The organism is Bradyrhizobium sp. BR 1432 (assembly GCF_051547705.1).
GTDB classification, from domain to species: domain Bacteria; phylum Pseudomonadota; class Alphaproteobacteria; order Rhizobiales; family Xanthobacteraceae; genus Bradyrhizobium; species Bradyrhizobium zhanjiangense.
In genome coordinates this window covers 6,617,299-6,639,522 of sequence record NZ_JBPUGF010000003.1, presented here as the reverse complement: position 1 = coordinate 6,639,522, position 22,224 = coordinate 6,617,299, and the positions used below count along the sequence as shown (strand labels likewise).

Below are 22,224 nucleotides of genomic sequence, written 5' to 3'. Positions count from 1 at the left end.
AGCCGCTTGACGCGGCAGGCGTAACCCATGGGTGTCTCCGAACCCTTCATCCGACGACCGATCGCAACCTCGCTGCTCGGCATCGCGCTGCTGATCGGCGGCGCGCTCGGCTACTTCGCGCTCCCTGTCTCGGCGCTGCCACAGGTCGATTTCCCGACCGTGCAGGTGACGACGCAGCTTCCGGGTGCGAGCCCCGACGTGATCGCCTCGCTGATCACCGCACCGCTGGAGCGGCAGCTCGGCCAGATCCCGTCGCTGTCGGCGATGAACTCGACGAGCTCGTTCGGCGTCAGCCAGATCTCGCTCCAGTTCGACCTCAACCGCGACATCGACGGCGCGACTCAGGACGTGCAGGCTGCGATCAACGCGGCGGCCGGCGTGCTGCCCAAGACGCTGCCTTATCCGCCGACTTACGCCAAGGTGAATCCGGCAGACGCGCCGGTGATGACGCTGGCGCTGCGCTCGGACACCATCTCGCTGCGCGTGATGAGCGACATTGCCGACACCATTCTGGCGCAACGCTTGAGCCAGATCTCCGGTGTCGGACGGGTCTCGGTGCTCGGCGGGCTGAAGCCGGCCGTGCGTATCCAGGCCGATCTGGCGCGGCTCGCGGCCTATGGCATCGCCATGGAGGACCTGCGCACCGCAATCGCCAATGCCAACGTCTCGGGGCCGAAGGGCTCGCTCGACGGCGCGCAGCAATCCTACATCATCGCCGCCAACGACCAGATCGCCGCGGCGGACGCCTACAAGCCCGTTATCATTGCCTACCGCAACGGCTCGCCCGTCACCATTGCCGACGTCGCGCAGATCGTCGATGGTCTCGAGAACGACCGCACCGGCGGCTGGTACCAGGGCACGCCGGCCGTCATCATCGACATTCAGCGCCAGCCCGGCGCCAACGTCATCGACGTTGTCAGCCAGATCCGCGCCGAGATCCCCAAGGTGCAGCGCGCGATTCCGGCCGGCGTAAACCTCACCATCGTCTCCGACCGCACCGTCACCATTCGTGCCTCGGTCCATGACGTCCAGTTCACGCTGATCCTGAGCGTCGTGCTGGTGACCCTGGTGGTGCTGTTGTTCCTGCGTTCGCTTCGCGCCACGCTGATCGCGGGCGTGGCACTGCCGCTGTCGCTGATCACGAGCTTCGGCATCATGTATTTTGCCGGCTTCAGCCTCGACAATCTGTCGCTGATGGCGCTCACGATCGGCACAGGCTTCGTCGTCGACGACGCCATCGTCATGATCGAGAACATCGTCCGCCACATGGAGAATGGCGAGAGTGCGATGGAAGCCTCGCTCAAGGGCGCGAGCGAAATCGGCTTCACCGTGATCTCGCTGACGGTGTCGCTGATCGCGGTCTTCATCCCGCTCTTGTTTATGTCGGGCCTCGTCGGGCGCATGTTCCGCGAATTCGCGCTGACGCTGACCATCGCGGTCGTCACCTCGGCGGTGGTCTCGCTGACGCTGACGCCGATGATGTGCTCGCGGCTGCTCAAGCACGCCCATGAGGAGCTGGCGGTTCCTGGACTCGCTGCGATCAGCCGCTTCATCGACCGCACCGTCGAGTTCTATCACCGCACGCTTTTGTGGGTGCTGGAGCGTCAGCGCGCCACACTGCTCGTGACCTTCGCCACGCTGGCTGCGACCCTCGTCCTCTATGTCGTCGCGCCAAAAGGCTTCCTGCCGCTTCAGGACACCGCCTCGATCACGGCAGTGACGGAAGCCGGGCCCGACGTGTCGTTCGCGGAGATGCAGAAGCGGCAGGCCGAGGCCGCCGCTGCCATCAAGGCCGATCCCGATGTGGTCGGCGTGGTCTCAGTCATCGGCGCCGGCTCGGTCAACCCGACCACCAATGTCGGGCGCCTCGTCATGACCTTGAAACCGCGCGGCGAACGGCGTGACGATGTCGCGGCGGTCGTGATCCGCCTGAAGGAGAGGGTGTCAGGCATCCCCGGCATGACCGTCTATTTCCAGCCGGTGCAGGACGTGCAGATCTCGACCCAGTCGAGCCGCTCGCAATACCAGTACACGCTGACCGGCACCGATGCGACGCTGGTCTCGGAATGGGCCGGCAAGCTGGTGGCGGAGATGCGGCGCGACCCGCTGTTCCGCGACGTCTCCTCGGAGGCGCAGGAAGGCGGCCTGCGGGCACAGCTCGATGTCGACCGTACCCGCGCCGGTCAGCTCGGCGTGAGTTTGCAAGGAATTACCGACACGCTGAACGACGCCTTCGCGCAGCGGCAGATCTCGACAATCTACGGCCAGGCCAACCAGTACCGCGTCGTGCTGGAGGCCCTGCCGATGTACCAGCGCGATCCCTCGATCCTGTCGAAGCTCTATCTGCCGGGCGCGGCGAGCAGCATCGTCGGCGCGCCGAGTGCCCAGGTGCCGCTGTCGACCGTGGCGACGCTGAAGCGCACTACGGCGCCGCTCGCGATCTCGCACCAGGCGCAATTCCCCTCCGTGTCCCTCAGCTTCAACCTCGCGCCCGGCGCGGCGCTGGGCGATGCCGTCGAGGCGGTCAAGAGGATCGAAACCCGGATCGGCATGCCCAACAGCATCGTCGGTGTTTATGCCGGCGATGCCGCCGAGTTCGCCAAGGCGCTCGCCGGCCAGCCCTGGCTGCTGCTCGCCGCCGTCATCACGATCTACATCGTGTTGGGTGTGCTCTATGAGAGCTACATCCACCCGATCACGATCCTGTCGACGCTGCCCTCGGCCGGCGTCGGCGCCATCCTGGCCCTGGTGCTGTGCGGGCAGGATCTCTCGGTGATCGGCCTGATCGGCATCATCCTCTTAATGGGCATCGTCAAGAAGAACGCGATCATGATGATCGACTTCGCGCTCGAGGCCGAACGCGGGCAGGGCATGTCGCCGAACGAGGCGATCGTGCAGGCGTGTCTGTTGCGCTTCCGTCCGATCATGATGACGACGCTGGCGGCCCTGTTCGGCGCGCTGCCGCTCGCGATCGAGAGCGGTACCGGCGCCGAGTTGCGCTTCCCGCTCGGCATCTCCATCATCGGCGGCCTGCTGCTGAGCCAGCTGCTCACACTCTACACCACGCCCGTGATCTACCTCGCACTGGACCGCATCAACCGCCACCTCGAGCAGGCGCTGCCGCCGGCCGAATCCGGCGGCCCGCCGGTCGCGGGCGCGACCGAGGGGATGCAGTGATGGCATCGATCTCGGAGCCCTTCATCCGCCGCCCGGTTGCGACCACGCTGCTGTCGATCGGGTTGTTCCTGCTGGGTGTCGTCGCCTACGAGTTCCTTCCCGTCGCCTCCGTCCCGAACGTCGACTTTCCCGCCATCTTCGTCTCGGCCAGCCGGCCCGGCGCCGATCCGTCCGTGATGGCCGCGACTGTGGCTTCGCCACTGGAGCGGCGCTTAGGTGAGATCGCCGGCATCAACCAGATCACGTCCACGAGCTCGCTTGGCACGACCAACATCCAGCTCCAGTTCGACATCGGCCGCAACATCGACAAGGCCGCCCGCGACGTGCAGGCAGCCATCAACGCCTCGCTCATCGATCTGCCGAGCGACCTGCCGACACTGCCACGCTTTCGCAAAGCCAACACGGCCGGTGCGCCCGTCTTCGTGCTGGCGCTGACCTCGAAGACGCTGTCGGCCAGCGCGATCTACGACGTCGCCGATACGGTCATCGCCCAGCGCATCTCGCAAGTGCCGGGGGTCGGCGACGTCACGGTCTCCGGCGCCGATCAGCCGGCCGTGCGAGTGCAGCTCAATCCCGTCGCGCTGTCGAACGCAGGCATCGCCACTGACGACGTCAGGACCGCGATCATCAATGCCAATCCGCTCGGTCCCGTCGGCATCTTCAACGGCGAGCGCCAGAGCGAGACGCTGGCGCTCAATCGGCAGATGCGCACGGCGAAGGAATTCCGCGACATCGTCATCAAGAGCTCGAACGGCAATTTCGTCCGGCTCTCCGACGTCGCCGATATCGAGGATTCCGTCCGCAACGCCCGCTCGATCGCCTGGTTCAACAAGCAGCCGGCCGTGCTGATCCAGATCACCAAGCAGGGCGATGCCAACGTCATCGACACCGTCAACAGGGTCAAGGCGCTGATCCCGGCATTGAAGCAGTGGATCCCAGCCGGCGTTGAGATATCCACCCTGGTCGATCGCACCGGCACGATCCGCGCCAGCGTCCTGGACATGCAATGGACCCTGCTGGCGACCGCGTTCCTCGTCATGATCGTGGTGTTCGTGTTCCTGCGGCGGCTGACGCCGACGATCGCGGCGGGCATCTCGGTGCCGCTGGCGCTGGCTGGCACCTGTGCCGGCATGTGGATTGCGGGCTTCTCGATCGACAATCTGTCGCTGATGGCGCTGGCGATCTCCGTCGGCTTCGTGGTCGACGACGCCATCGTCATGATCGAGAACATGTTCCGCAATCTCGAGCACGGCATGCGGCCGTTCCGGGCGGCGCAGGAGGGCGCGAAGCAGATCGGCTTCACCGTGGTCTCGATCAGCCTGTTCGCTGATCGCGGCGTTCACGCCGCTGATCTTCATGGACGGCATCGTCGGCCGGCTGCTCCGCGAATTCTCGCTGACGCTGACCTTCGCGATCCTGGTCTCGACGCTGGTGTCGCTCACGGTGACGCCGATGATCTGCGCCCATTACATCCGGCAGACCACGTCCGGCACCGCGACCTTGTTCGATCGCCTGATCGAGGGCTCACTGTCGCGCATCGTCGCCTTCTATACCCGCACCCTGCGCACCGCGCTGGAATTCCCGCTGCTGACGTTGCTGGTGTTCTTCGCCACCATCGCTCTCACCGTGACGCTCTACATCAAGGTCCCCAAGGGCTATTTCCCGACCGACGATTCCGGCTTCGTGATCGGGGCGACGCGCGCCTCGGCCGACATCTCGTTTCAGTCGATGCTCGGCCTGCAGCAGCGGCTCGCCGACATCGTGATGCAGGATCCTGCCGTGGCTGGCATCGGCTCGACCGTCGGCAGCGGCGTCGGCCCCGGCGGCGCCACCTCGAACCGCGGCACCATGTTCATCAGCCTGAAGCCGCCGGAGGAGCGCGACCACGTCTCGACGCAGGTCGTCATCGACCGTCTCAGGCGCGCATTGTATCCCGTGCCCGGCATCCGCCTCTTCATGTTCGCCGCCCAGGACGTGCGCGCCGGCGGACGACAAAGCGATTCCGACTACCAGTACACGCTGACCAGCACAGATCTCGGCCTGCTGCAGAAATGGGCGCCGATCGTGGCCAAACGCATGGAGAGCGTCGAAGGCATCACCGACATTTCCAGCGATCGCGATCCCGGCGGGCTTCAGCTGACCTTGTCGATCGACCGCCAGAAGGCCTCGGCGCTCGGCGTCAAGGTGCAGGACATCGACAATGCGCTGAACAATGCTTTCGCGCAGCGGCAGATCGGAATTATTTACACCCAGCGCAACCAGTACATGACCGTGCTGGAGATCGACCCGAAATTCCAGGTTGATCCCTCCAACCTCGAACGCATCTATGTCGCGGGCGCGGGCGACGCGCAGGTACCGCTGTCCGCCGTGGTCCATGCGACGCGAGGCCTCGCCGCACTCGCCGTCTATCACTCGCAGTCGTTCCCTTCGACCACGGTGTCGTTCAACCTCTTGCCCGACGTGCCGCTCCAGGCCGCGACGCAGAACATCCAGCGTGCGGTCGAGGAATTGCACATGCCGGAAGGCATCCGCGGCAGCTTTGACGGCAATGCGGGTGATTTCGCCAGGACCAGTGGCCGTCAGCCGCTCTTGATCCTCGGCGCGCTGGTCGCGATGTATATCGTGCTCGGCGTGCTCTATGAGAGCCTCGCCCATCCGCTCACGATCATCTCGACGCTGCCGTCGGCCGGACTCGGCGCGCTGCTTGCGCTTCAATTGACCAACACGCCGCTGACGGTGATCGCCTTCGTCGGCATCATCCTGCTGATCGGCATCGTCAAGAAGAACGGCATCATGATGGTCGACTTCGCGCTCGATGCCGAGCGCCAGCGCGGGCTGTCCTCGGCGGAAGCGATCTTCGAGGCCTGCCAGGCGCGCTTCCGCCCGATCCTGATGACGACGATGGCGGCGTTGTTCGCCGGCATTCCGCTGGTGGTCGCGACCGGCCCCGGCACGGAACTGCGGCGTCCGCTCGGCATCACCATCATCGGCGGTCTGTTCGTCTCGCAGATCCTGACGCTCTACACGACGCCGGTGATCTACCTCCTGATCGACCGTCTGCGGCGGCGAACCGCGCCGCGCCCGCTGGCCGCGCCGGCGGAATAGGTTGTTGAGGCGCCGCATCGAGCGTATAGCGGCGCCATGTCCAACGCGCCCGACACCGCCGCCGCGCCGGCCGAGCCGATCCCCGAATGCCCGCACTGCCAGAAGCCGATGCCGCTGTGCATCTGCGACAGCGTCACGCCCATTGAAAATCGGCTGTCGCTCCTGATCCTCCAGCATCCGCAGGAGCAGGACAGGGCGCTCGGCACCGCCCGGCTGCTCGCGAAGCATTTCGCCGATGCCACGGTGCGCGTCGGCCTGTCCTGGCCGAGCCTGTCCAAGGCGCTGGGCCGGCCGGTCGAGAATGCCGCGCGTTGGGCCGTGCTCTATCTCGGCTCGGCCCGCGCCGCCGCTCTCGACGCCGAAGGCGAGATCGTCGCGCTCAACCGCAAGGGCGAGATCGCAGAAAATCAGCGGGCGATCCTCGGCAAGCTCGAAGGCGTGGTGCTGCTCGACGGCACCTGGAGCCAGGCCAAGGCGCTGTGGTGGCGCAATCCCTGGATGCTGAAATGCCAGCGCGTGATCCTGAACCCGGCGCACCCGTCGCGCTACGGGCGCCTGCGCAAGGAGCCACGCCGCGACGGCCTCTCGACCATCGAGGCGGCGGCGACGATCCTCGCGGGCCTCGAGCGGCGTCCTGATATCGCTGACACCCTGCACGCCAGTTTTGAGCGACTGTTGGCGCGCTATCGCGAGGTCCAGGCCGAGATGCCGGAATTGGCGCCCAGACCTGCCCGAAGCGCGGCCGCCGCGACTTCCGGCGTCGCAAGCGAGCCTGACAGGCTGGAGCAAAAGCATAGCGCTCGAGGTCTCTGTCAAGGAGTTGGAAGTCGCCTGGAAAGTGGGACGAAGGCGGTTGCCTAAACCCTTCATCCCCTATATTGCTCCGCCCTTACGGGGCCACGTGGCGGAGTGGTTACGCAACGGTCTGCAAAACCGTGTACACCAGTTCAATTCTGGTCGTGGCCTCCATCAAGCCTCTGATTCTTCAGCATAAACTCACCTCGGCTCAGGTTCCGCAAGTATTGCTTTCGCGCGGCTTGCTACCGGCTTTGCCCGGGGCCCGCTGGGAACCCGCGATTCAGGCCCGTTGGCATAGAGTTCGCATCGGTTGGGCGGGATATCCGATCAACCGAGCGTTGGAGAAGCCGTGGGCGACATCGTCCGATTTGTCCCGAAATCCGAGCTGGAACGGGCTCGCCTCATTCGCGAGGCGCGCGCAATCTATGACAGCATTTTTCCGCCGGTCGCATCCGACCGAGTGCCGCAGGACGGTGAGGAGCGCGTCAAGACTTGATCGTCGCTGTGCCGGGTTTGCTGCGCATGCCTATAGCAAAACGCCCGCGAGGCGGGCGCTTCCACTCTCAGCGAAGGTGGCTCAGCAGGCTGCGTACCAGCCGTCCGGAAAGGGCAGGAGGGGCCAAGCGCCCTCATTGTCATTGGCGGCTTTGGGCGTTGCGGCGTACGACCACGAGCGGGGCACGAATTCCTCCTCCGGCGCGGGCGCGAAATCTTCGTGAATCATGACGTCCCGGACGGCATCCAGCAGCAAGTTGAATTCGGCTTCGCTCATCACACCCTCCGGAACGCGGATGGCGCAATGTCGCAAAGCCGGTTTGTTTCCTGATTGACCCGATCGTTCGCATTTTAACGATCCGGCAATCGGGTCCCGATTGGTTAGCAATTCCTGAGACCCCTTAGGAACTCTAGGTTCCTCCGCTTGCGAGGACTGTGAATAAACTCACATCCCCGCAGGTTTATTTCTCGCACCGTCTGTTGCGACGCCGGCCAACGCAGCCGGGCGGGCAGGGCAGAACGGGAGAGCAGTCATGAAGGCGAGGTTCTTGCGATTTGCAGGTGTGAAGAACCGGGCGCGCCGCGCCTCGACCGTCGGGCTGTTTCTGACGCTGTTTGCCTCCGCCGCCCATGCGCAGGGAACACCAGCGCAGCGCCGGGCCTGCACGCCCGACGTCTACCGCCTCTGCGCCGGCGAAATCCCCAACGTCCGTGCCATCACCGCGTGCCTGCGGCGCAACCGGGCCAGCCTGAGCGAAGCCTCCGCAGCGTGTTCGACCAGGCCGGCGGGTAGTCCTGTGGATTTGTGCGCAGCAAGTGGCTTGCACAGGCTCACGAATCCGGCACGGTCAACTTGTGAATATGCTGCGGACAGACTGTGGAGGTCCGGTTGATTTGCTGGGGAAGGCGGCCCTAGATGCTCCACTCTGGCGTCACATTTCCATCGGCGGGCCGTCATATCTCTGTCAAACGGCTTTACCGAATGATTCTCTGGTCGGCAGATTGCTGCGTTCTCCCGAATTCGGAATTGGCGCCTGCGTCGGTTGGCGACCGGGCGAACAGTTTTTGTGCAACCGCTTGCCCAAATGCCGGGCGCCTCCATCCAATTTTTTGTACGCCTGCAGACAAGCTTTTCTCGGCGCACTCCCTCACGTTTCCTCCCCGATCACTGGACCATGGCAGGCGCCATGACATTTCGGAGGAACTGGCGAGATGGAGAAATCGGTTTGGCCCCAGGCGCGGCAAGGAATGGCGCGCGCATCATTGCCGTGGCGCAAGCTCATGCTTGGCGCAGCGATCGCATTCGGCATGGTTGCCGCCGCACCGCTGAGTGCGCAGGCCGCAGCGCCCGCCTGCACCGCGCTCCAGGAAAAGTACCCGGACTGGAAGGGCAAGACACTCGTCAATGCCATCAACCCGCACACGCCGGGTTATGAGACCATCGATCCCAAGGACCCCAGCAAATATATCGGTTTCGACATCGATCTCGGCGAAGCCATCGGCGAATGCCTCGGCTTCAAGCTGACTTACAAGCCGGTCGTGTTCGCAGCGCTCCTCACCACGCTCGCCGCGGGGCAAGCGGACATCGTCATCTCCGACATCTACGCCACCAAGGAGCGCGCCAAGGCCGCCGACTTCATCACCTACTCGAAAGTGTTCGACGGCGTGCTGGTCGCCAAGGGCAATCCGAAGGGCATCAACGGCATCAACCTGTCGATGTGCGGCGCCGCCGCCGCCGAAAACACCGGCTATGTCGAGGTGCCCCTGATCCAGGCACTGATCCCGGAGTGCAAGAAGGCCGGCAAGCCGGAGCCGACCATCCAGCTCTACGACAACAACGCCAACTGCATCCAGGCGATCCTCGCCGGCCGCGCCGACACCTATGTCAACGACGTCAACACCGTCGACAGCGCGGTGAAGGCCTATCCGGACAAGCTGGAGAAGGCGATCGCAGTGACCATCCCGTACTCCGTCGGCATCGCCGTGCCCAAGGACAAGCCGAAATTCCGTGACGCGGTGCTAGCCGCGCTGATCGAGGTGCAGAAGGCCGGCACGCATATGGAGCTTCTGAAGAAGTGGGGGCTCGACGTGAACAATTTCAAGGAGCCGGACATCCTGACGGCTGACTGATGTCGCTGTTCCTCCATTATCTGAGCATGCCGTATCTGCTCGAGGGCATCGAGCTCACCCTGGAGGTGACAGCCCTCGGGCTCGGCGGCGGATTGATCCTCGGATTGATCCTCGCCGGCATGCAGCTCTCCCGCTTCTGGCCGCTGGCGGCGATCGCCAGGGCCTACACCGTGATCTTCCGCGGCACGCCGCTAATCCTGCAGATGGTGTTCGCCTACGACGCGCTGCCCCATATCGGTATCAAGCTTCCGGCCGTGCTCGCCGCCGGCCTCGCGCTCGCCTGCAACGAGGCGCCATTCATCGCGGAGATGCTGCGCGCCGGCGTGCTCGGCGTCGACCGCGGGCAGCTGACGGCGGGGCAGGCGCTCGGCATGACGCCGTCGGTGCTGATGCACCGGGTCATCGCGCCGCAGGCCATCCGCACCATGATCCCGGCCTTCGGCAACGAGGTAGTGAGTGCGCTGAAAATTCCTCGCTCGCCTCCGTCGTCGCGGTCCAGGAGCTGACCTTGCGCTCGACCCAGCTCGCGTCCTCGACCTTCGACTTCTTCTCGATCTTCTTTGCCTCAGGTCTTCTGTATCTCGTGCTGAGCGCAACCATCAGCGCCATCCAGCTCTTCGTCGAATGGCTGCTCGATCTCGACCGTACGACGCGCCGCGAGCGCAAGCTCGCCGATTACCTGCCCTGGCGCCGCGTGGATCTCGCCACCAAGCTCGAGCTTGCCGCTGCGGCCGTCACCGATCGAGAGCCCGCACAGCCCTCGCTCACCGACACGGCGCCCCTGGCGTTGACGCGCGAGGAACGCGGCCGCCGCGCCGCGACGATCGCGCGCAACAATGTCGCGGTCGATGCCAACGATCTCACCAAGAGCTACGGCCCGCAGAAGGTGCTCGACAGCCTCGACCTCACGGTGCGCGTGGGTGAGGTCGTCGCGCTGCTCGGTCCCAGCGGCTCCGGCAAGAGCACGCTGCTCCGCTGCATCAACCATCTCGAAAACTGGGACGCCGGCACCGTGCGCGTCGGCGGCCGCCGCCTCGGCTTTGGCGAGAACGGCAAGCCGCTGTCGCCGCGGGCGATTGCCAATGAACGCGCCAGCGTCGGCGTCGGCATGGTGTTCCAGCAGTTCAATCTGTTCGCGCATCTGTCGGCAAAGGAGAACATCGCCGGCCCGTTGCGCTGGGTCCACGGGATGAGCCGGATCGATGCCGATCGTCGGGCCGCCGAGCTGCTCGACCGCGTTGGGCTCTCGCATCGCGCCGACGCGTTGCCGCGGCATCTCTCCGGCGGCCAGCAGCAGCGCGTTGCCATCGCCCGCGCGCTCGCGCCGAATCCGAGCGTGCTGCTGCTGGACGAGCCGACCTCGGCGCTCGATCCCGAGCTCGTCAATGAGGTGCTGGAGGTGATCCGCCGTCTCGCCATCGACGACGGCCTCACCATGATCATCTCGACGCACCAGATCCGTTTCGCTGACGAGGTCGCCGATCGTGTCGCTTTCCTGAGCGGCGGGGCGATCATCGAGGACGGACCGGCGCACGAGGTGCTCTCCAATCCCCGCAATCCGCTGACGGCGCGTTTCCTCAGCGTGATGGAAGCCGAGAAGACTCCGGAGACCGTGCGATGAGCACTGTCTCCACAAGGTTCACGACCGCGTTCCCCGAAGAGGCCACCTCATGAAGCATGTCACGCTGCCGGTTTCGCCGAAGACCGTCCACTGGGGCTATTTCTCCAAGACCGTCGCGCCGGCCCTGACGCTACGTTCCGGAGACCGCGCCACCATCGAAACGCTGACCCATCATGCCAATGATGATTACGAGCGCATGATCCAGGGCGATCCCGGCGCCGAGAGCGTGTTCCAGTGGACGCGCGAGCACAAGGCCGTGGCGCGCCGCGGCTCCGGCCCCGTCGAGGGCCCCTTCATCCGCGGCGCAGGCGAGGGGATCGGCGTGCATCTTCTTACCGGTCCCGTCGCGATCGAAGGCGCCGAGCCCGGCGACATTCTGGAGGTTCGCATTCTCGACGTCCGACCGCGGCCGAGCTGCAGCGCCTGCCATGCCGGCCGCTGCTTCGGCTCCAACGTCGCGGCAAACTGGGGCTTTCACTACCACGATCTGGTCGAGGAGCCGAAGCCGCGCGAGGTCGTCACCATCTTCGAGCTCGACACCTCGGGTGAGCCTTACGCGAAGGCCGTCTACAATTACGTGTGGACGCCGCAGATCGACCCGGACGGTATCGTGCATCCGACCATCGACTATCCCGGCGTGCGCGTGGACCACGCCACGATCAGGAAGCGCGAGAACATCCTCTCCAGCGTGAGGGTGCCGGCGCGGCTGCATTTCGGCACCATGGGCCTCGCACCGTCGGAAGCCGATTTCGTCAGCTCGATACCGCCGAGCTATACCGGCGGCAACATCGACGACTGGCGCATCGGCAAGGGGGCGCGGATGTTCTATCCGGTCGCGGTCCCCGGCGCCTATTTCTCGGTCGGCGACCCCCATGCCGCGCAAGGCGACAGCGAGCTCGGCGGCACCGCGATCGAGACCTCGCTGACCGGCGATTTCGAATTCATCCTGCACAAGAAGGTCGACCTTGGCGGCACCAGCCTCGAAGGCCTCGACCATCCCATGCTCGAGACTGACCACGCCTGGTCGTTCTACGGCTTCACCTATCCGAACTACCTCGCAGCCCTCGGCACTGACGCACAAACCGAGATTGCCAATCACTCCAGTCTCGACCGTGCGATGCGCGACGCATTCAGAAAACTGCGCCGGTTCCTGATGACCGTGCATCGCCTCAGCGAGGACGAGGCGATCTCGCTGATGTCGGTCGGCGCCGATTTCGGCGTCACCCAGGTGGTCGATGCCAATTGGGGCGTTCACGGCACGATCCGCAAGAACATCTTCCGGTGCGACTAATGCATTGAAGTGCATTCAATATTCCGGATGAACGCGTGAAGGACAAACCTCATTTGCGGCCCGTCGCTGTGACGGAGGATCGCGTGCGTCTGGCACAGAGGTTGCTTCGATCGACTGCAATCTGGGTCGATCCGATGAGCTTCCGCCCGTTCACGAGCGAGTCCTACGCGCAAGACGACCGCCCCGAAGCATGGCGGGACGTGCTGGCTGCGGTCGGCCTGCAACCAGCGGGCGGTCACGGCATTTTCGACGGACACGCGACCGCATCCCATCGCCACACCGCAGGTGTTGCACTGACCCGCATGGCCGCAGGCGCGCAGAGTGTCGGGCCTCTCGCGCAAGCGAGTGAAGATCTTCCGATCGCGCTGTTGCCGGTCGAGGACGGTATGGTGCTGAAAAGCGCCGGCGGTCATCGCATCGTTCCCGTCGGCCACCTCGTGCTGCTGCCGCGAGCCGGCGACTGGAGCGTCGTATTTCAGCGCGACATGCGCGCCATCGCGCTGTCGGTGACCTCGGAGGCGCTGCACGGGCGACTCTCGGTCAAGCCACGGCTCGGTGGGCCCCGCGTCGTTCCACCCGGCGGCTTTGCCGATGTATTCTCCCGTCTGCTCGACACGACCGCACGGATCCTCAACACCCTGAGCGACGCCGAATGGAATTCGGTCGCGCAGTCTCTGGTCGATCTTCTCCTGACGCTCGCGCATCGGCTGGCATCATCGGCCTCCGATGCCGGATCGAGCGCGACGCAGGCCGCGCTGCTCCACAGAATCTGTCAGACCATCGAGCGCCGCCTCGACGATCCCGATCTGGTGCCGGCGCGCGTCGCGCAGGCCGAGGGCATCTCCGAACGTTATTTGCAAAAGCTGTTCGAAACCGTCGGCGACAATTTTACCCATTACGTTCGCGAGCGCCGACTCCAGCGCGCCTTTGCCGATCTCTCCAATCCGGCCGAGGCGCATCGCTCGATCTCGGAGATCGCCTACGCCTATGGCTTCGGCGACTCCGCGCATTTCAGCCGCGCCTTCCGTCATCGCTTCGGATTGCCGCCGCGCGAGTTTCGCCAGCAGGAGGCGGAGCGGGCGACCTCGCAGCATGGCGTCGCCGGCCAGCGCGGCTGGCCACAGGAGGCGCTGGCACAGCTCCGCACGCATCAGAGCGTGGAGGTCCGCAGCAGCGTCACTTGTGCCGGCAGCGAGGAGCGAACCACGTCGGAGCGGAGGCATCATCACCTCCCGGTCGAGGCCCGCCGCGTCCATTGGGGTTATTTCAGCCGCTCGCTGTCGCCGCAGATCGAGATTGCCTCCGGCGATACCATCACCATCGAAACGCTGACCCAGCACGCCTCCGACGCGCCGGAGATGATGATCGCGGGCGATGCCGGCGCCGAAAGCGTGTTCGGCTGGACGGCCGACAAGAAGAACGTCGATCGCCGCGGTGCCGGTCCCATGGATGCCAGCGTGTTCGGCCGCGGCGCGGGCGAGGGATTCGGCGTCCACATCTGCACTGGGCCGGTCGCGGTCAAGGACGCCCAGCCCGGCAACGTGCTGGAGGTGCGCATCCTCGACATCGTCCCGCGCGCAAGCCGCAGCCCGAACTATGCGGGCCGCGTGTTCGGCTCTTCGGTCGCAGCGTGGTGGGGCTATCACTATCGCGAGTTTCTCGGCGGTCCCCAGCCGCGCGAGGTCGTTACCATCTACGAGATCTTCGACGATCCCGTGCAGCCACACGCCCGCGCGCTTTATTCCTACCGCTGGGAGCCGCAGACCGATCCCTCCGGCGTGGTGCACGCCACCTACGACTATCCCGGCGTTCCCGTCACGCCCAGTACGATCAAGCGCCGCCACGCCGTGCTCGACGGCATCCGCATTCCCCTGCGGCCGCATTTCGGCGTGATCGCGGTGGCGCCGCGCGAGGTCGATTTCGTCGATTCCGTGCCGCCGTCCTATTTCGGAGGCAATCTCGACAACTGGCGGCTCGGGAAGGGGGCGACCGTCTATCTTCCCGTCTCCGTGCCCGGAGCACTGTTGTCGGTCGGCGATCCCCATGCCACACAGGGCGACGGCGAGCTCAGCGGCACCGCGATCGAATGCTCGATGACCGGCACCTTCGAGGTGATCCTGCACAAGAAGGCCGATCTCGCCGGCCGGCCCTTCGCCGATCTCTCTTATCCCCTCATCGAGACCGAGACCGACTGGGTGCTGACCGGCTTCAGCCACCCGAATTACCTCGCCGAGTTCGGCACGCAGGGCCAAAGCGAGGTCTACGCAAAATCCTCGCTCGATCTCGCCATGAAGGACGCGTTCCGCAAGATGCGGCGCTTCCTGATGAACACCAAAGGTCTCAGCGAGGACGAGGCGATCGCGCTGATGTCGGCCGCCGTCGATTTCGGCGTCACGCAGGTGGTCGACGGCAATTGGGGCGTGCACGCCATCCTCAGCAAGCGCCTGTTTCAGGACGCACCTTGACAAGGACACCCAAGTGAAATTCCACATGATCAGCGGCGGACCGAAGCCGGTCGCGCCCTTCAGCCACGCGGTGGAGACCGACGGCTTTGTCTTCGTAACCGGCCAGATGCCGGATACACCGCAAGCGCCCGGCGTCCTGCCCGAGGGCATCGTCGCGCAGACCCGCGCGGTGATAGAGAATTTGAAGGTGGTTTTGGCCGGACTTGGTCTCGGCCTCGATCATGTCGTGATGACGCGCGTGTATCTCACGCGGTTCAAGGAGGACTACGCGGCGATGAACGAGACGTATCGCAGCTACTTTGCACCGGATCGCCTGCCGGCCCGCACCTGCGTCGGCGTCACTGGCCTTGCTTATGGCGCGCTGATCGAGATCGACCTGGTGTGCCGGCGGCCGTGAGATGTTGCTGTAGCCAGGATGGAGCGGCAGCGAAATCCGGGCTACAAGCCGTTGCGTTGTCCGTCGGGCAAAACACACAACCGACGGGTCAATCACCGCGCTTGAAAATATTCGCCTTTACAGAATTTCTGATTTATCGCATTGTCGCACCACCTCATCCCCAGTCAGAGGGGCGTATCGCGATCGTCACGAAACGCGGGATGGGCCGTGGTGGACGCTGGCAGCACCGGCGCGATGAGGCAATCGCAGGGCGGGAAACCGTGAGCGATCGTCACGCGCAAACGACAGGTGCGACCAGCGTACGGCAAAACCGTGTCGTTCTGACGCCCGGGGCCTGTGCGTCAAGTCTTGCGGTGATGCGTTTCGTCCGACCGGGCGCACGCATCAGCCATCCGCAAGGCGACGGGGGCAATAGTGCATCGCTCCCCGGGGAGAACTCGGCATAAGCCGTCAAACCACTGCGCAGGGAAGGCCGGGTTGTTTCCGGCTCCACCTGTATGCCGCTGTGCAAATTCTTGCAGCACACGCTTTCGCACAGTGGACCGCGGGTGCCCAGCCGGCACCCGGTCTTCCCTGCGCCCTCTGACAAAAGAGGGTGTCGAGATGGAGCATGACTCGGGCGAGAAGAGCCGCGAGGAGGCGTAGGTGTGTCTGCGACAGAGATTTGCGTTGGTAGAGAGAGGTGTTGCGTCCAACTCCGTCATTGCGAGCGAAAGCGAAGCAATCCAGAATCCCTCCGCGGAATGACTCTGGATTGCTTCGTCGCAAGAGCTCCTCGCAATGACGACGGGGAGGCTCACTGCGCTTCAATCTCCGTCTCGCGGCCCGGACGCAGCGCTCTCAACGCGATGCGAAGCATCGTCCGGGAGCGGTGCGCTGCTGAGCCGGGGCCCCTGCGACAGCGATTACCATGGCCTGCTGGATCCCGGCTCTGCGCCGCAACGCCTTTGGCGTTGCGGCTTGTCCGGGACACGTGAGTGGCGGGGTCGGTTACGGGATGCCGAACGCTCCCCGCATTTCGTCTCAAATTGCAACCCACGCGTGCAGGAAGTCTTGATCGGCTGTGATCTAGAGGTAATCGCCCGGCTTGAACGCGGGCCCAGACCACGGCGACTAACTCGATAGAGTGCCTAGGGATCAGCGGACCGTGATCGAGACTCCCCTTCCTAAAGCACCAAAATGGTGCTTTAGTGCTTTCCATGAGCCCGTCGCCCCGAAACGCTCCATCTGCGCTGCGTTACAGGCTTGCCCCTGATCCGGCTGCCAAGGCCGCGCTGGAGGCGACGTTTAGGGCTTATGACCGCATGATGGAGATTCTCGACGAGGTCGCGCGGAGCCATAACATCGGTTCCAACGTGGTCCTGCTCCATGCCCATGCCTATGAGCCGATCCGCAAGCAGACCGCGCTGCCCTCACGCCTGGTGACGCTGGGCCTGCGCGACCGTGCCGACTATCGCGCGTCGCAGGGCCGCCGGCTGCCGCTCGACGACAAGCTCGCCAAGATCAAGGGCCCCGCCACCATTTCGATTGCAACCGTGCACGGCCGCTTCAGCGTGCCCTTCGACTATGCCGGCTATGCCGAGGGCTGGGGGCAGAGCGTGCCGGCGCACCTGATCCGCACCGACGACGGTCTCGAAGTTCACTACGGCGTCACGCCGAACATTCTGCCAGAGGAGGAGAACGCTATGGATACCATCGCTGCCGCCCCCGACAATTTCCTGTCCCGGGTCGGGCGTCTGATCGCGGGGATTGCCTATGACGCGATCGAGCAGGCGGAAGGCAAGAACAAGCTCAAAGTGGTTGGCCAAGCCATCCGCGAGATCGAGCGCGCCGAGAGCGAGGCGCGCGATGCGCTCGCGGCCGCGCGCGCCGAGGAATACCGCCTCAACGCGCGCCGCACCGAGATCGAGCGCGAGATGGCCGAGCTCGCTCCCAAAATCGAAGGGGCGATCACGGACGGGCGCGACGATCTCGCGCGCGCCGGCATCGCGCGGCAGATGGATCTGGAGGCGCAATTCGAGGTGCTCTCGCGCGCCATCGACGAGAACAACGAGAAGATCGAGCAATGCGTGACGTCCCTGCGCGCCGTGCTGTCGGCGCTCCAGGATGCCGAGCAGCGCCGCGCCGATCTCGAAAAGAGCGAGGCCGTCGCAAGCCAGCAGGCGTCGACATCACCCCGCAAGCCGGGCGGCGGTTCTGCAGCCGCGAAGGCGCTGCGCGCGGGCAGGGCGGTGGCACGGGTCACCGGCGTGCCGCCGGGCATCCCTTATTCGAGCGACATCGACGAGCTCAGCACGTTGCATCGCGACAAGGAAATTGCAGCGAGGCTGGCCCGGTTGAAGTCGCGCTCCTGAGTGCCGTGTCATGAGCGCTCTGCTCGAACACGTCATGTCGCCGGAGGTCAGGCCGTTCGCGATCGCGGCGGCCATGATCGTCATCGTCGGCTCGATCGAGGTGGTCTCGATGCTGGTCGGGGCTTCGCTCAGCGAAATGCTCGGCACCAACATCGATTTCGGCCACCCCAGCGACAATGGCGTGATCAACGCGATCTCATGGATCAATGTCGGTGGCGTGCCGTTACTGATCTTCCTGCTACTGTTGCTCGGCGCCTTCTCCATCATGGGCTTCCTGATCCAGGACGTCGCGCGGATGGTGGCCGGTCCGTTGCCGGCGACGGTCGCCTCGATCGGGGCGGTCGCCGTATCGGTTCCGCTGGTCCGCGGCGCAAGCCGTGCGATCGCGCGGGTCATTCCCAAGGACGAGAGCTACGCCGTCGGCCTCGGCGATCTCGTCGGCCGGGTCGGTGAGGTCGTCGTCGGTCCGCTCGACCAGGGGCCGCCGGGCCGCGTCAGCGTCGCCGACGTCCACGGCAATCGTCACTTCGTCTGGGCCGTCGCAGCACCTTCATCATCGCCTCTGCCGCAGGGAACCATGGTTCTGCTGGTCGACCGCGATGGCACCCGCTTCGTGGCGGTCAAGGCCGACGATGAACTCAAACCCTCCAAGCCCACTCTAAGCAGCTAGCACGTCATTATCGGAGAAAGTCATGTTCGACATCGCAGTCCCGGCCATGATTGGCGTCGCGCTGATCGTCGTCCTGGGGATCGTCTTCACCATTCTCTACAAGCGCGCCACCCGCGACGAGGCCTTCGTGCGCACCGGCCTCGGCGGCAAGAAGGTCGTGCTCGACGGCGGCGCCATGATCCTGCCGATCTTCCACTCCTATGCTAGCGTCAATCTGAAGACGCTGCGGCTCACCGTCGAGCGCAAGGAGCGGGAATCCCTCATCACCAAGGACCGCCTGCGCGTCGATATCGTCGCCGAGTTCTACGTCCGCGTCCGTCCCGACGAGGAGAGTATCGCGCTTGCAAGCCAGACGCTGGGCGCGCTGACCAACGATGCCGAGGCGCTGCGCAACCAGGTCGAGGCGAAATTCGTCGACGGCCTGCGCTCGGTGGCTGCGACCATGACCATCCTGGAGCTCCAGGAGAAGCGCTCGGACTTCGTCAAGCACGTGCAGTCCACGGTCGAGTCCGATGTGAAATCGAACGGCCTCGAGCTGGAATCGGTGTCGCTGACGAAGCTGGACCAGACCGACGTCAAGTTCTTCAATCCGGAAAACTTCTTCGACGCCGAAGGCCTGACCCAACTCAAGACCATTACCGAGACCCGCCGCCGTGACCGCAATGCCATCGTCCGCGACAACGAGGTGGCGATCGCGCAGAAGGATCTCGAAGCACGACAGCAGACCCTGACCATCGAACGCACCAAGAAGGAGGCCGAACTCTCGCAGGAGCGTGACATCGCCAACAAGACCGCGAGCACCCGCGCCGAGGTCGCGACTGCGACACAGACCGCGCGCCTGACTGAGGAGAACGCCCGCATCGACACCGACAGGGCCGTCGCGGAAAAGGAGGCCGGCGCCAAGCAGGTCAAGGAAACCGCGGTGATCGAGTCGGATCTAGCGATCAACAAGCGCAGGACCGACGCGCAGCGCGAAATCCAGATCGCGACCCAGGAGAACGAGATCCAGATCGCCGCCAAGAGCAAGCAGACCTCGGAGGCCGTCGCCGAAGCCAAGACGGCCGAAGCGCTCGCCGTCTCCGCCGAGGAAAAGGTCGTGACCGCGCGCGCCGTTGAGGTTGCCGATCGCGCCCGTCTGACCCAGGTGCTTGCCGCGCGTACCGAGGCCGAGCGCAAATCGACTGAGGTGATCGTCGCGGCCGAGGCAGACAAGAAGGCGGCGCTCGACCGAGCCGAGGCCATCACGACGCTGGCCACCGCCGAAGCCGAGTCCAACAAGATCAAGGCGGTCGGCGTCCGCAACATCGGTGAGGCCGAGGCCGCCGTCATCACCATGAAGAACGAGGCGCAGAACAAGCTCGGCAGCAACGTCATCGATTTCGAGATCGCCAAGAAACGGATCGAGACCATGCCGGAAGCGCTCGCCGAGATGGTGAAGCCGATCGCCAATCTCAAGGACGTTCGCATCCTGCATACCGGCGGCGCCTTCGGCAGCAATGGTAACGGCGCCGGCGGCAATGTCGGATTCGGCGAAGGGCTCGCCGGCGAACTGCTCAAGGTGCATGCGCTGCGTCCGATGATCGACGAGATCTTGCGTCAGAGCGGCTTTGCGCCGGGCGAAGATCCCGTGAAGGCGCTGGTCGGCGCCGTGACGGGGAAGGGCAACGGCGCTGCGGTGCCGGCGGTTGCGCCCGCACCGGAGAAAACAAACTCTGCCGATCTATGAATGCCCGTTCATTGCTGCGGAGAATTCGAAACGATAAGAACAGGCCGTGCGCGTCTCGCGTCGCGCACATCTTCCGGAGTGCTGGTCGATGGGTGTCTTGAACCCGTCGATTGCGCTCCGGACGGATCTTTCGAGGCAATGTCATTTGTTGCCGCGGCGCCTGCGCCGATCGACGCCAGGCGCCGAAGCCTGTTTCGATCGGGAGATTTTCAATGAAGTATTTTCTGTCTGCACTGGTCGCGATCGCGCTTGCGATCGCCGCCGCGCCGTCGCTCGCGGCTGATGCCCGCAACGTCACCGTCGTCAACGAGACCGGCTACGCCATCAAATTCCTCGGCTTCAACGCGCCTGACGACGGCCTGGACGAATGGGACAACGAGCTCGATAGGGTCTTGCAGAACCAGGCGAGCACCTATGTCGAGTTCGATGAGGACGACGAGGGATGTGTCTGGAACATTCGCGTCGACTGGCAGAACTATGACGAGGCGGTGCTGTGGAAGAACGTCAACCTCTGCAGGATCACCGCGCTGCGGCTGCGCTACGACTCCGGCACCAAGACCACCTCGTTCCTCGCCGAGTAAGCCTGACTTGGCCGGGGAGGGGCCGCTCCTGGCCTCCCTCAGGCTCCTTGCGGAAGATGACGAATTCGTCTTTGCAAGCGCAACCGGCTTTGTTATACGCAGCCGCGCGCGAACGACTGGTTCGCCTTTTCCTCGGTAGCTCAGCGGTAGAGCATCCGACTGTTAATCGGATGGTCGCTGGTTCGAAATCCAGCCCGGGGAGCCAACTTTCACTTATATTTCAATGCATTGAAGCTGCATCCTGATGTGGCGCGCGATCTCGTTCGCGCGATCTGCGAGCACCGTCAGGTGCCGAACCCCGCGGAATCGGTTCAAGCAGACGTGTCCGGCAGCGCCGTCGCGCCATGAGGACGGCGCCAAATCAACTCAATTCAAATCGAGCCTGGCCAGTGCCGGATCCTTACGGAGCTGATTCCCATGCCAGACATCCAGGTCGACCGTACTCATATGGCCCCCTCGATTCTGCCGGCCGACGTTCCCGAGCTCAGCGACGATGAATGCCTCGCTTGCCTTGCGCGTGCGGTCGAGGCGCCCGACTCGGCGCGGCTGGACGAGGTCGCCGCTCTGATCGGCCGCCTCGCGGTGGCGATCGAATGAGCCGTTCCGCAGCCCTGATGCGATGAGCTGCGCAAGCCACAGGGCTCGTCGCAGCCAACGGCCATGTTGCGTTTTGGCCGGGCATGTTCCAAAGATGCCGCCAACTCATCTCCGCGGCATCGTCCGCATTTCAGGGTCCGCAAATGTCCGGTTTCTCGACCGCGCGCCAAAAAATGGTCGATGGCCAGGTGCGCACCAATGACGTCACCGACCGTCGTATTCTCGATGCCATGCTCACGGTTCCACGTGAGGCCTTCGTGCCGGCCAGCCGGCAGGCCTTGGCTTATCTCGACCTCGATCTCGATGTGAGCGAGGGCGGCGCCAAGCGGTTCCTGATCAAGCCGCAGCTGACCGGCAAGCTGCTGCAGGCTGCCGAAATCGGCGAAGGCGACAATGTGCTGGTCGTTGGCTGCGCCACGGGCTATCTCGCCGCGCTGGCCGCCAAGCTCGCGCGCCAGGTCACCGCGACCGAATGTGATTCGGCTCTGGCCGCCAAGGCCAAGGACGCCTTCACCGCTCTTGGGCTCGCCAATGTCACCTGCAAGGTCGCTTCCTGCAGCGAGGGTGATCCCTCCACCGCTCCTTATGACGTGATCGTCCTCAACGGCGCTGCCGAGGCAACGCCGGAGGCGTTGCTCGGGCAGCTGAAGGAAGGCGGGCGCCTGGTGGGAGTGTCGGCCGAATCCGAAGCCGCCGCGGGCCGTGATCGTGACCCATAGCCACGGTGAATTCGGCTATCGGGCGCTGTTTGATGCCGCCGCCCCGGTCCTTCCCGGGCTGGAACGGGCCGCAGCGTTCGTCTTCTGAGGTCCCAAGG

The 22,224-nt window shown here is 64.8% G+C and carries 12 protein-coding genes, 2 tRNA genes and 5 pseudogenes; 18 read left to right on the top strand and 1 reads right to left on the bottom strand.

All coding sequences use genetic code 11. The features are described from left to right. Positions 1-27: 27 nt before the first annotated feature. The 5 genes and pseudogenes from ACSKB8_RS32210 to ACSKB8_RS32190 all read left to right on the top strand — a co-directional run bounded on the left by ACSKB8_RS32210 (position 28) and on the right by ACSKB8_RS32190 (position 7,576). Entirely contained in the window at positions 28-3,177 is a 3,150-nt protein-coding gene (locus ACSKB8_RS32210; protein ID WP_438108445.1) for an efflux RND transporter permease subunit, read from the top strand. Then, positions 3,177-6,282 (top strand): annotated as a pseudogene (locus ACSKB8_RS32205) (efflux RND transporter permease subunit). The gene ACSKB8_RS32210 and the pseudogene ACSKB8_RS32205 overlap by 1 nt, the downstream one beginning before the upstream one ends. Before the next feature lie 36 nt (positions 6,283-6,318). After that, positions 6,319-7,058: pseudogene (locus tag ACSKB8_RS32200) on the top strand (tRNA-uridine aminocarboxypropyltransferase). Between the two features lie 119 nt (positions 7,059-7,177). Beyond that, positions 7,178-7,251: transfer RNA gene (locus ACSKB8_RS32195), tRNA-Cys, on the top strand. A 178-nt stretch (positions 7,252-7,429) separates the two neighbouring features. After that, positions 7,430-7,576 (top strand): hypothetical protein, encoded by a 147-nt coding sequence (locus ACSKB8_RS32190; RefSeq protein WP_438108443.1) that lies wholly within the window; start codon positions 7,430-7,432, stop codon positions 7,574-7,576. An 81-nt stretch (positions 7,577-7,657) separates the two neighbouring features. Here the strand turns inward: ACSKB8_RS32190 and ACSKB8_RS32185 are convergent, their stop codons facing one another. Then, positions 7,658-7,852: a hypothetical protein gene (locus ACSKB8_RS32185; RefSeq protein ID WP_438108441.1), complete on the bottom strand. Its 195-nt coding sequence runs from the start codon at positions 7,850-7,852 to the stop codon at positions 7,658-7,660. A 256-nt stretch (positions 7,853-8,108) separates the two neighbouring features. Between ACSKB8_RS32185 and ACSKB8_RS32180 the strand changes: the two are divergent. The 13 genes and pseudogenes from ACSKB8_RS32180 to ACSKB8_RS32120 all read left to right on the top strand — a co-directional run bounded on the left by ACSKB8_RS32180 (position 8,109) and on the right by ACSKB8_RS32120 (position 22,214). Next, positions 8,109-8,368: pseudogene (locus ACSKB8_RS32180) on the top strand (hypothetical protein). A gap of 455 nt (positions 8,369-8,823) precedes the next feature. Further along, positions 8,824-9,705 (top strand): ABC transporter substrate-binding protein, encoded by an 882-nt coding sequence (locus ACSKB8_RS32175; RefSeq protein WP_370987358.1) that lies wholly within the window; start codon positions 8,824-8,826, stop codon positions 9,703-9,705. After that, a pseudogene (locus ACSKB8_RS32170) lies at positions 9,705-11,326 on the top strand (amino acid ABC transporter permease/ATP-binding protein). The gene ACSKB8_RS32175 and the pseudogene ACSKB8_RS32170 overlap by 1 nt, the downstream one beginning before the upstream one ends. A gap of 49 nt (positions 11,327-11,375) precedes the next feature. After that, on the top strand, positions 11,376-12,617 hold the full coding sequence (locus ACSKB8_RS32165; protein ID WP_438108439.1) for an acetamidase/formamidase family protein: 1,242 nt from the start codon (positions 11,376-11,378) through the stop codon (positions 12,615-12,617). A gap of 134 nt (positions 12,618-12,751) precedes the next feature. Then, positions 12,752-15,082, top strand: coding sequence for an acetamidase/formamidase family protein (locus ACSKB8_RS32160; RefSeq protein ID WP_438108437.1), 2,331 nt, complete (start codon positions 12,752-12,754; stop codon positions 15,080-15,082). A 13-nt stretch (positions 15,083-15,095) separates the two neighbouring features. After that, a complete protein-coding gene (locus ACSKB8_RS32155; RefSeq protein WP_438108435.1) occupies positions 15,096-15,479 on the top strand; it encodes a RidA family protein in 384 nt (127 codons plus the stop codon). Positions 15,480-16,669: 1,190 nt separating this feature from the next. Continuing rightward, positions 16,670-17,833, top strand: coding sequence for a PspA/IM30 family protein (locus ACSKB8_RS32150; protein ID WP_438108433.1), 1,164 nt, complete (start codon positions 16,670-16,672; stop codon positions 17,831-17,833). Between the two features lie 10 nt (positions 17,834-17,843). Then, a complete protein-coding gene (locus ACSKB8_RS32145; protein WP_438108431.1) occupies positions 17,844-18,503 on the top strand; it encodes an OB-fold-containig protein in 660 nt (219 codons plus the stop codon). 22 nt (positions 18,504-18,525) lie between these two features. Beyond that, positions 18,526-20,229, top strand: coding sequence for a flotillin family protein (locus tag ACSKB8_RS32140; protein WP_438108429.1), 1,704 nt, complete (start codon positions 18,526-18,528; stop codon positions 20,227-20,229). 212 nt (positions 20,230-20,441) lie between these two features. Next, a complete protein-coding gene (locus ACSKB8_RS32135; RefSeq protein ID WP_438108427.1) occupies positions 20,442-20,810 on the top strand; it encodes a hypothetical protein in 369 nt (122 codons plus the stop codon). 129 nt (positions 20,811-20,939) lie between these two features. After that, positions 20,940-21,015, top strand: a tRNA-Asn gene (locus ACSKB8_RS32130). A 212-nt stretch (positions 21,016-21,227) separates the two neighbouring features. Next, positions 21,228-21,407 carry a hypothetical protein gene (locus ACSKB8_RS32125; protein WP_128933926.1) on the top strand — a complete coding sequence of 60 codons (180 nt, stop codon included), beginning with the start codon at positions 21,228-21,230 and terminating at the stop codon, positions 21,405-21,407. 143 nt (positions 21,408-21,550) lie between these two features. Further along, positions 21,551-22,214 (top strand): annotated as a pseudogene (locus ACSKB8_RS32120) (protein-L-isoaspartate O-methyltransferase family protein). The last annotated feature ends 10 nt before the right edge of the window (positions 22,215-22,224 follow it).

Coding starts and splice junctions, on each gene's coding strand:
- ACSKB8_RS32210 (WP_438108445.1), top strand. CDS start 28: ATGGGTGTCTCCGAACCCTTCATCCGACGACCGATCGCAACCTCGCTG.
- ACSKB8_RS32185 (WP_438108441.1), bottom strand. CDS start 7,852: ATGAGCGAAGCCGAATTCAACTTGCTGCTGGATGCCGTCCGGGACGTC.
- ACSKB8_RS32175 (WP_370987358.1), top strand. CDS start 8,824: ATGGCGCGCGCATCATTGCCGTGGCGCAAGCTCATGCTTGGCGCAGCG.
- ACSKB8_RS32165 (WP_438108439.1), top strand. CDS start 11,376: ATGAAGCATGTCACGCTGCCGGTTTCGCCGAAGACCGTCCACTGGGGC.
- ACSKB8_RS32160 (WP_438108437.1), top strand. CDS start 12,752: ATGAGCTTCCGCCCGTTCACGAGCGAGTCCTACGCGCAAGACGACCGC.
- ACSKB8_RS32145 (WP_438108431.1), top strand. CDS start 17,844: ATGAGCGCTCTGCTCGAACACGTCATGTCGCCGGAGGTCAGGCCGTTC.
- ACSKB8_RS32140 (WP_438108429.1), top strand. CDS start 18,526: ATGTTCGACATCGCAGTCCCGGCCATGATTGGCGTCGCGCTGATCGTC.
- ACSKB8_RS32135 (WP_438108427.1), top strand. CDS start 20,442: ATGAAGTATTTTCTGTCTGCACTGGTCGCGATCGCGCTTGCGATCGCC.
- ACSKB8_RS32125 (WP_128933926.1), top strand. CDS start 21,228: ATGCCAGACATCCAGGTCGACCGTACTCATATGGCCCCCTCGATTCTG.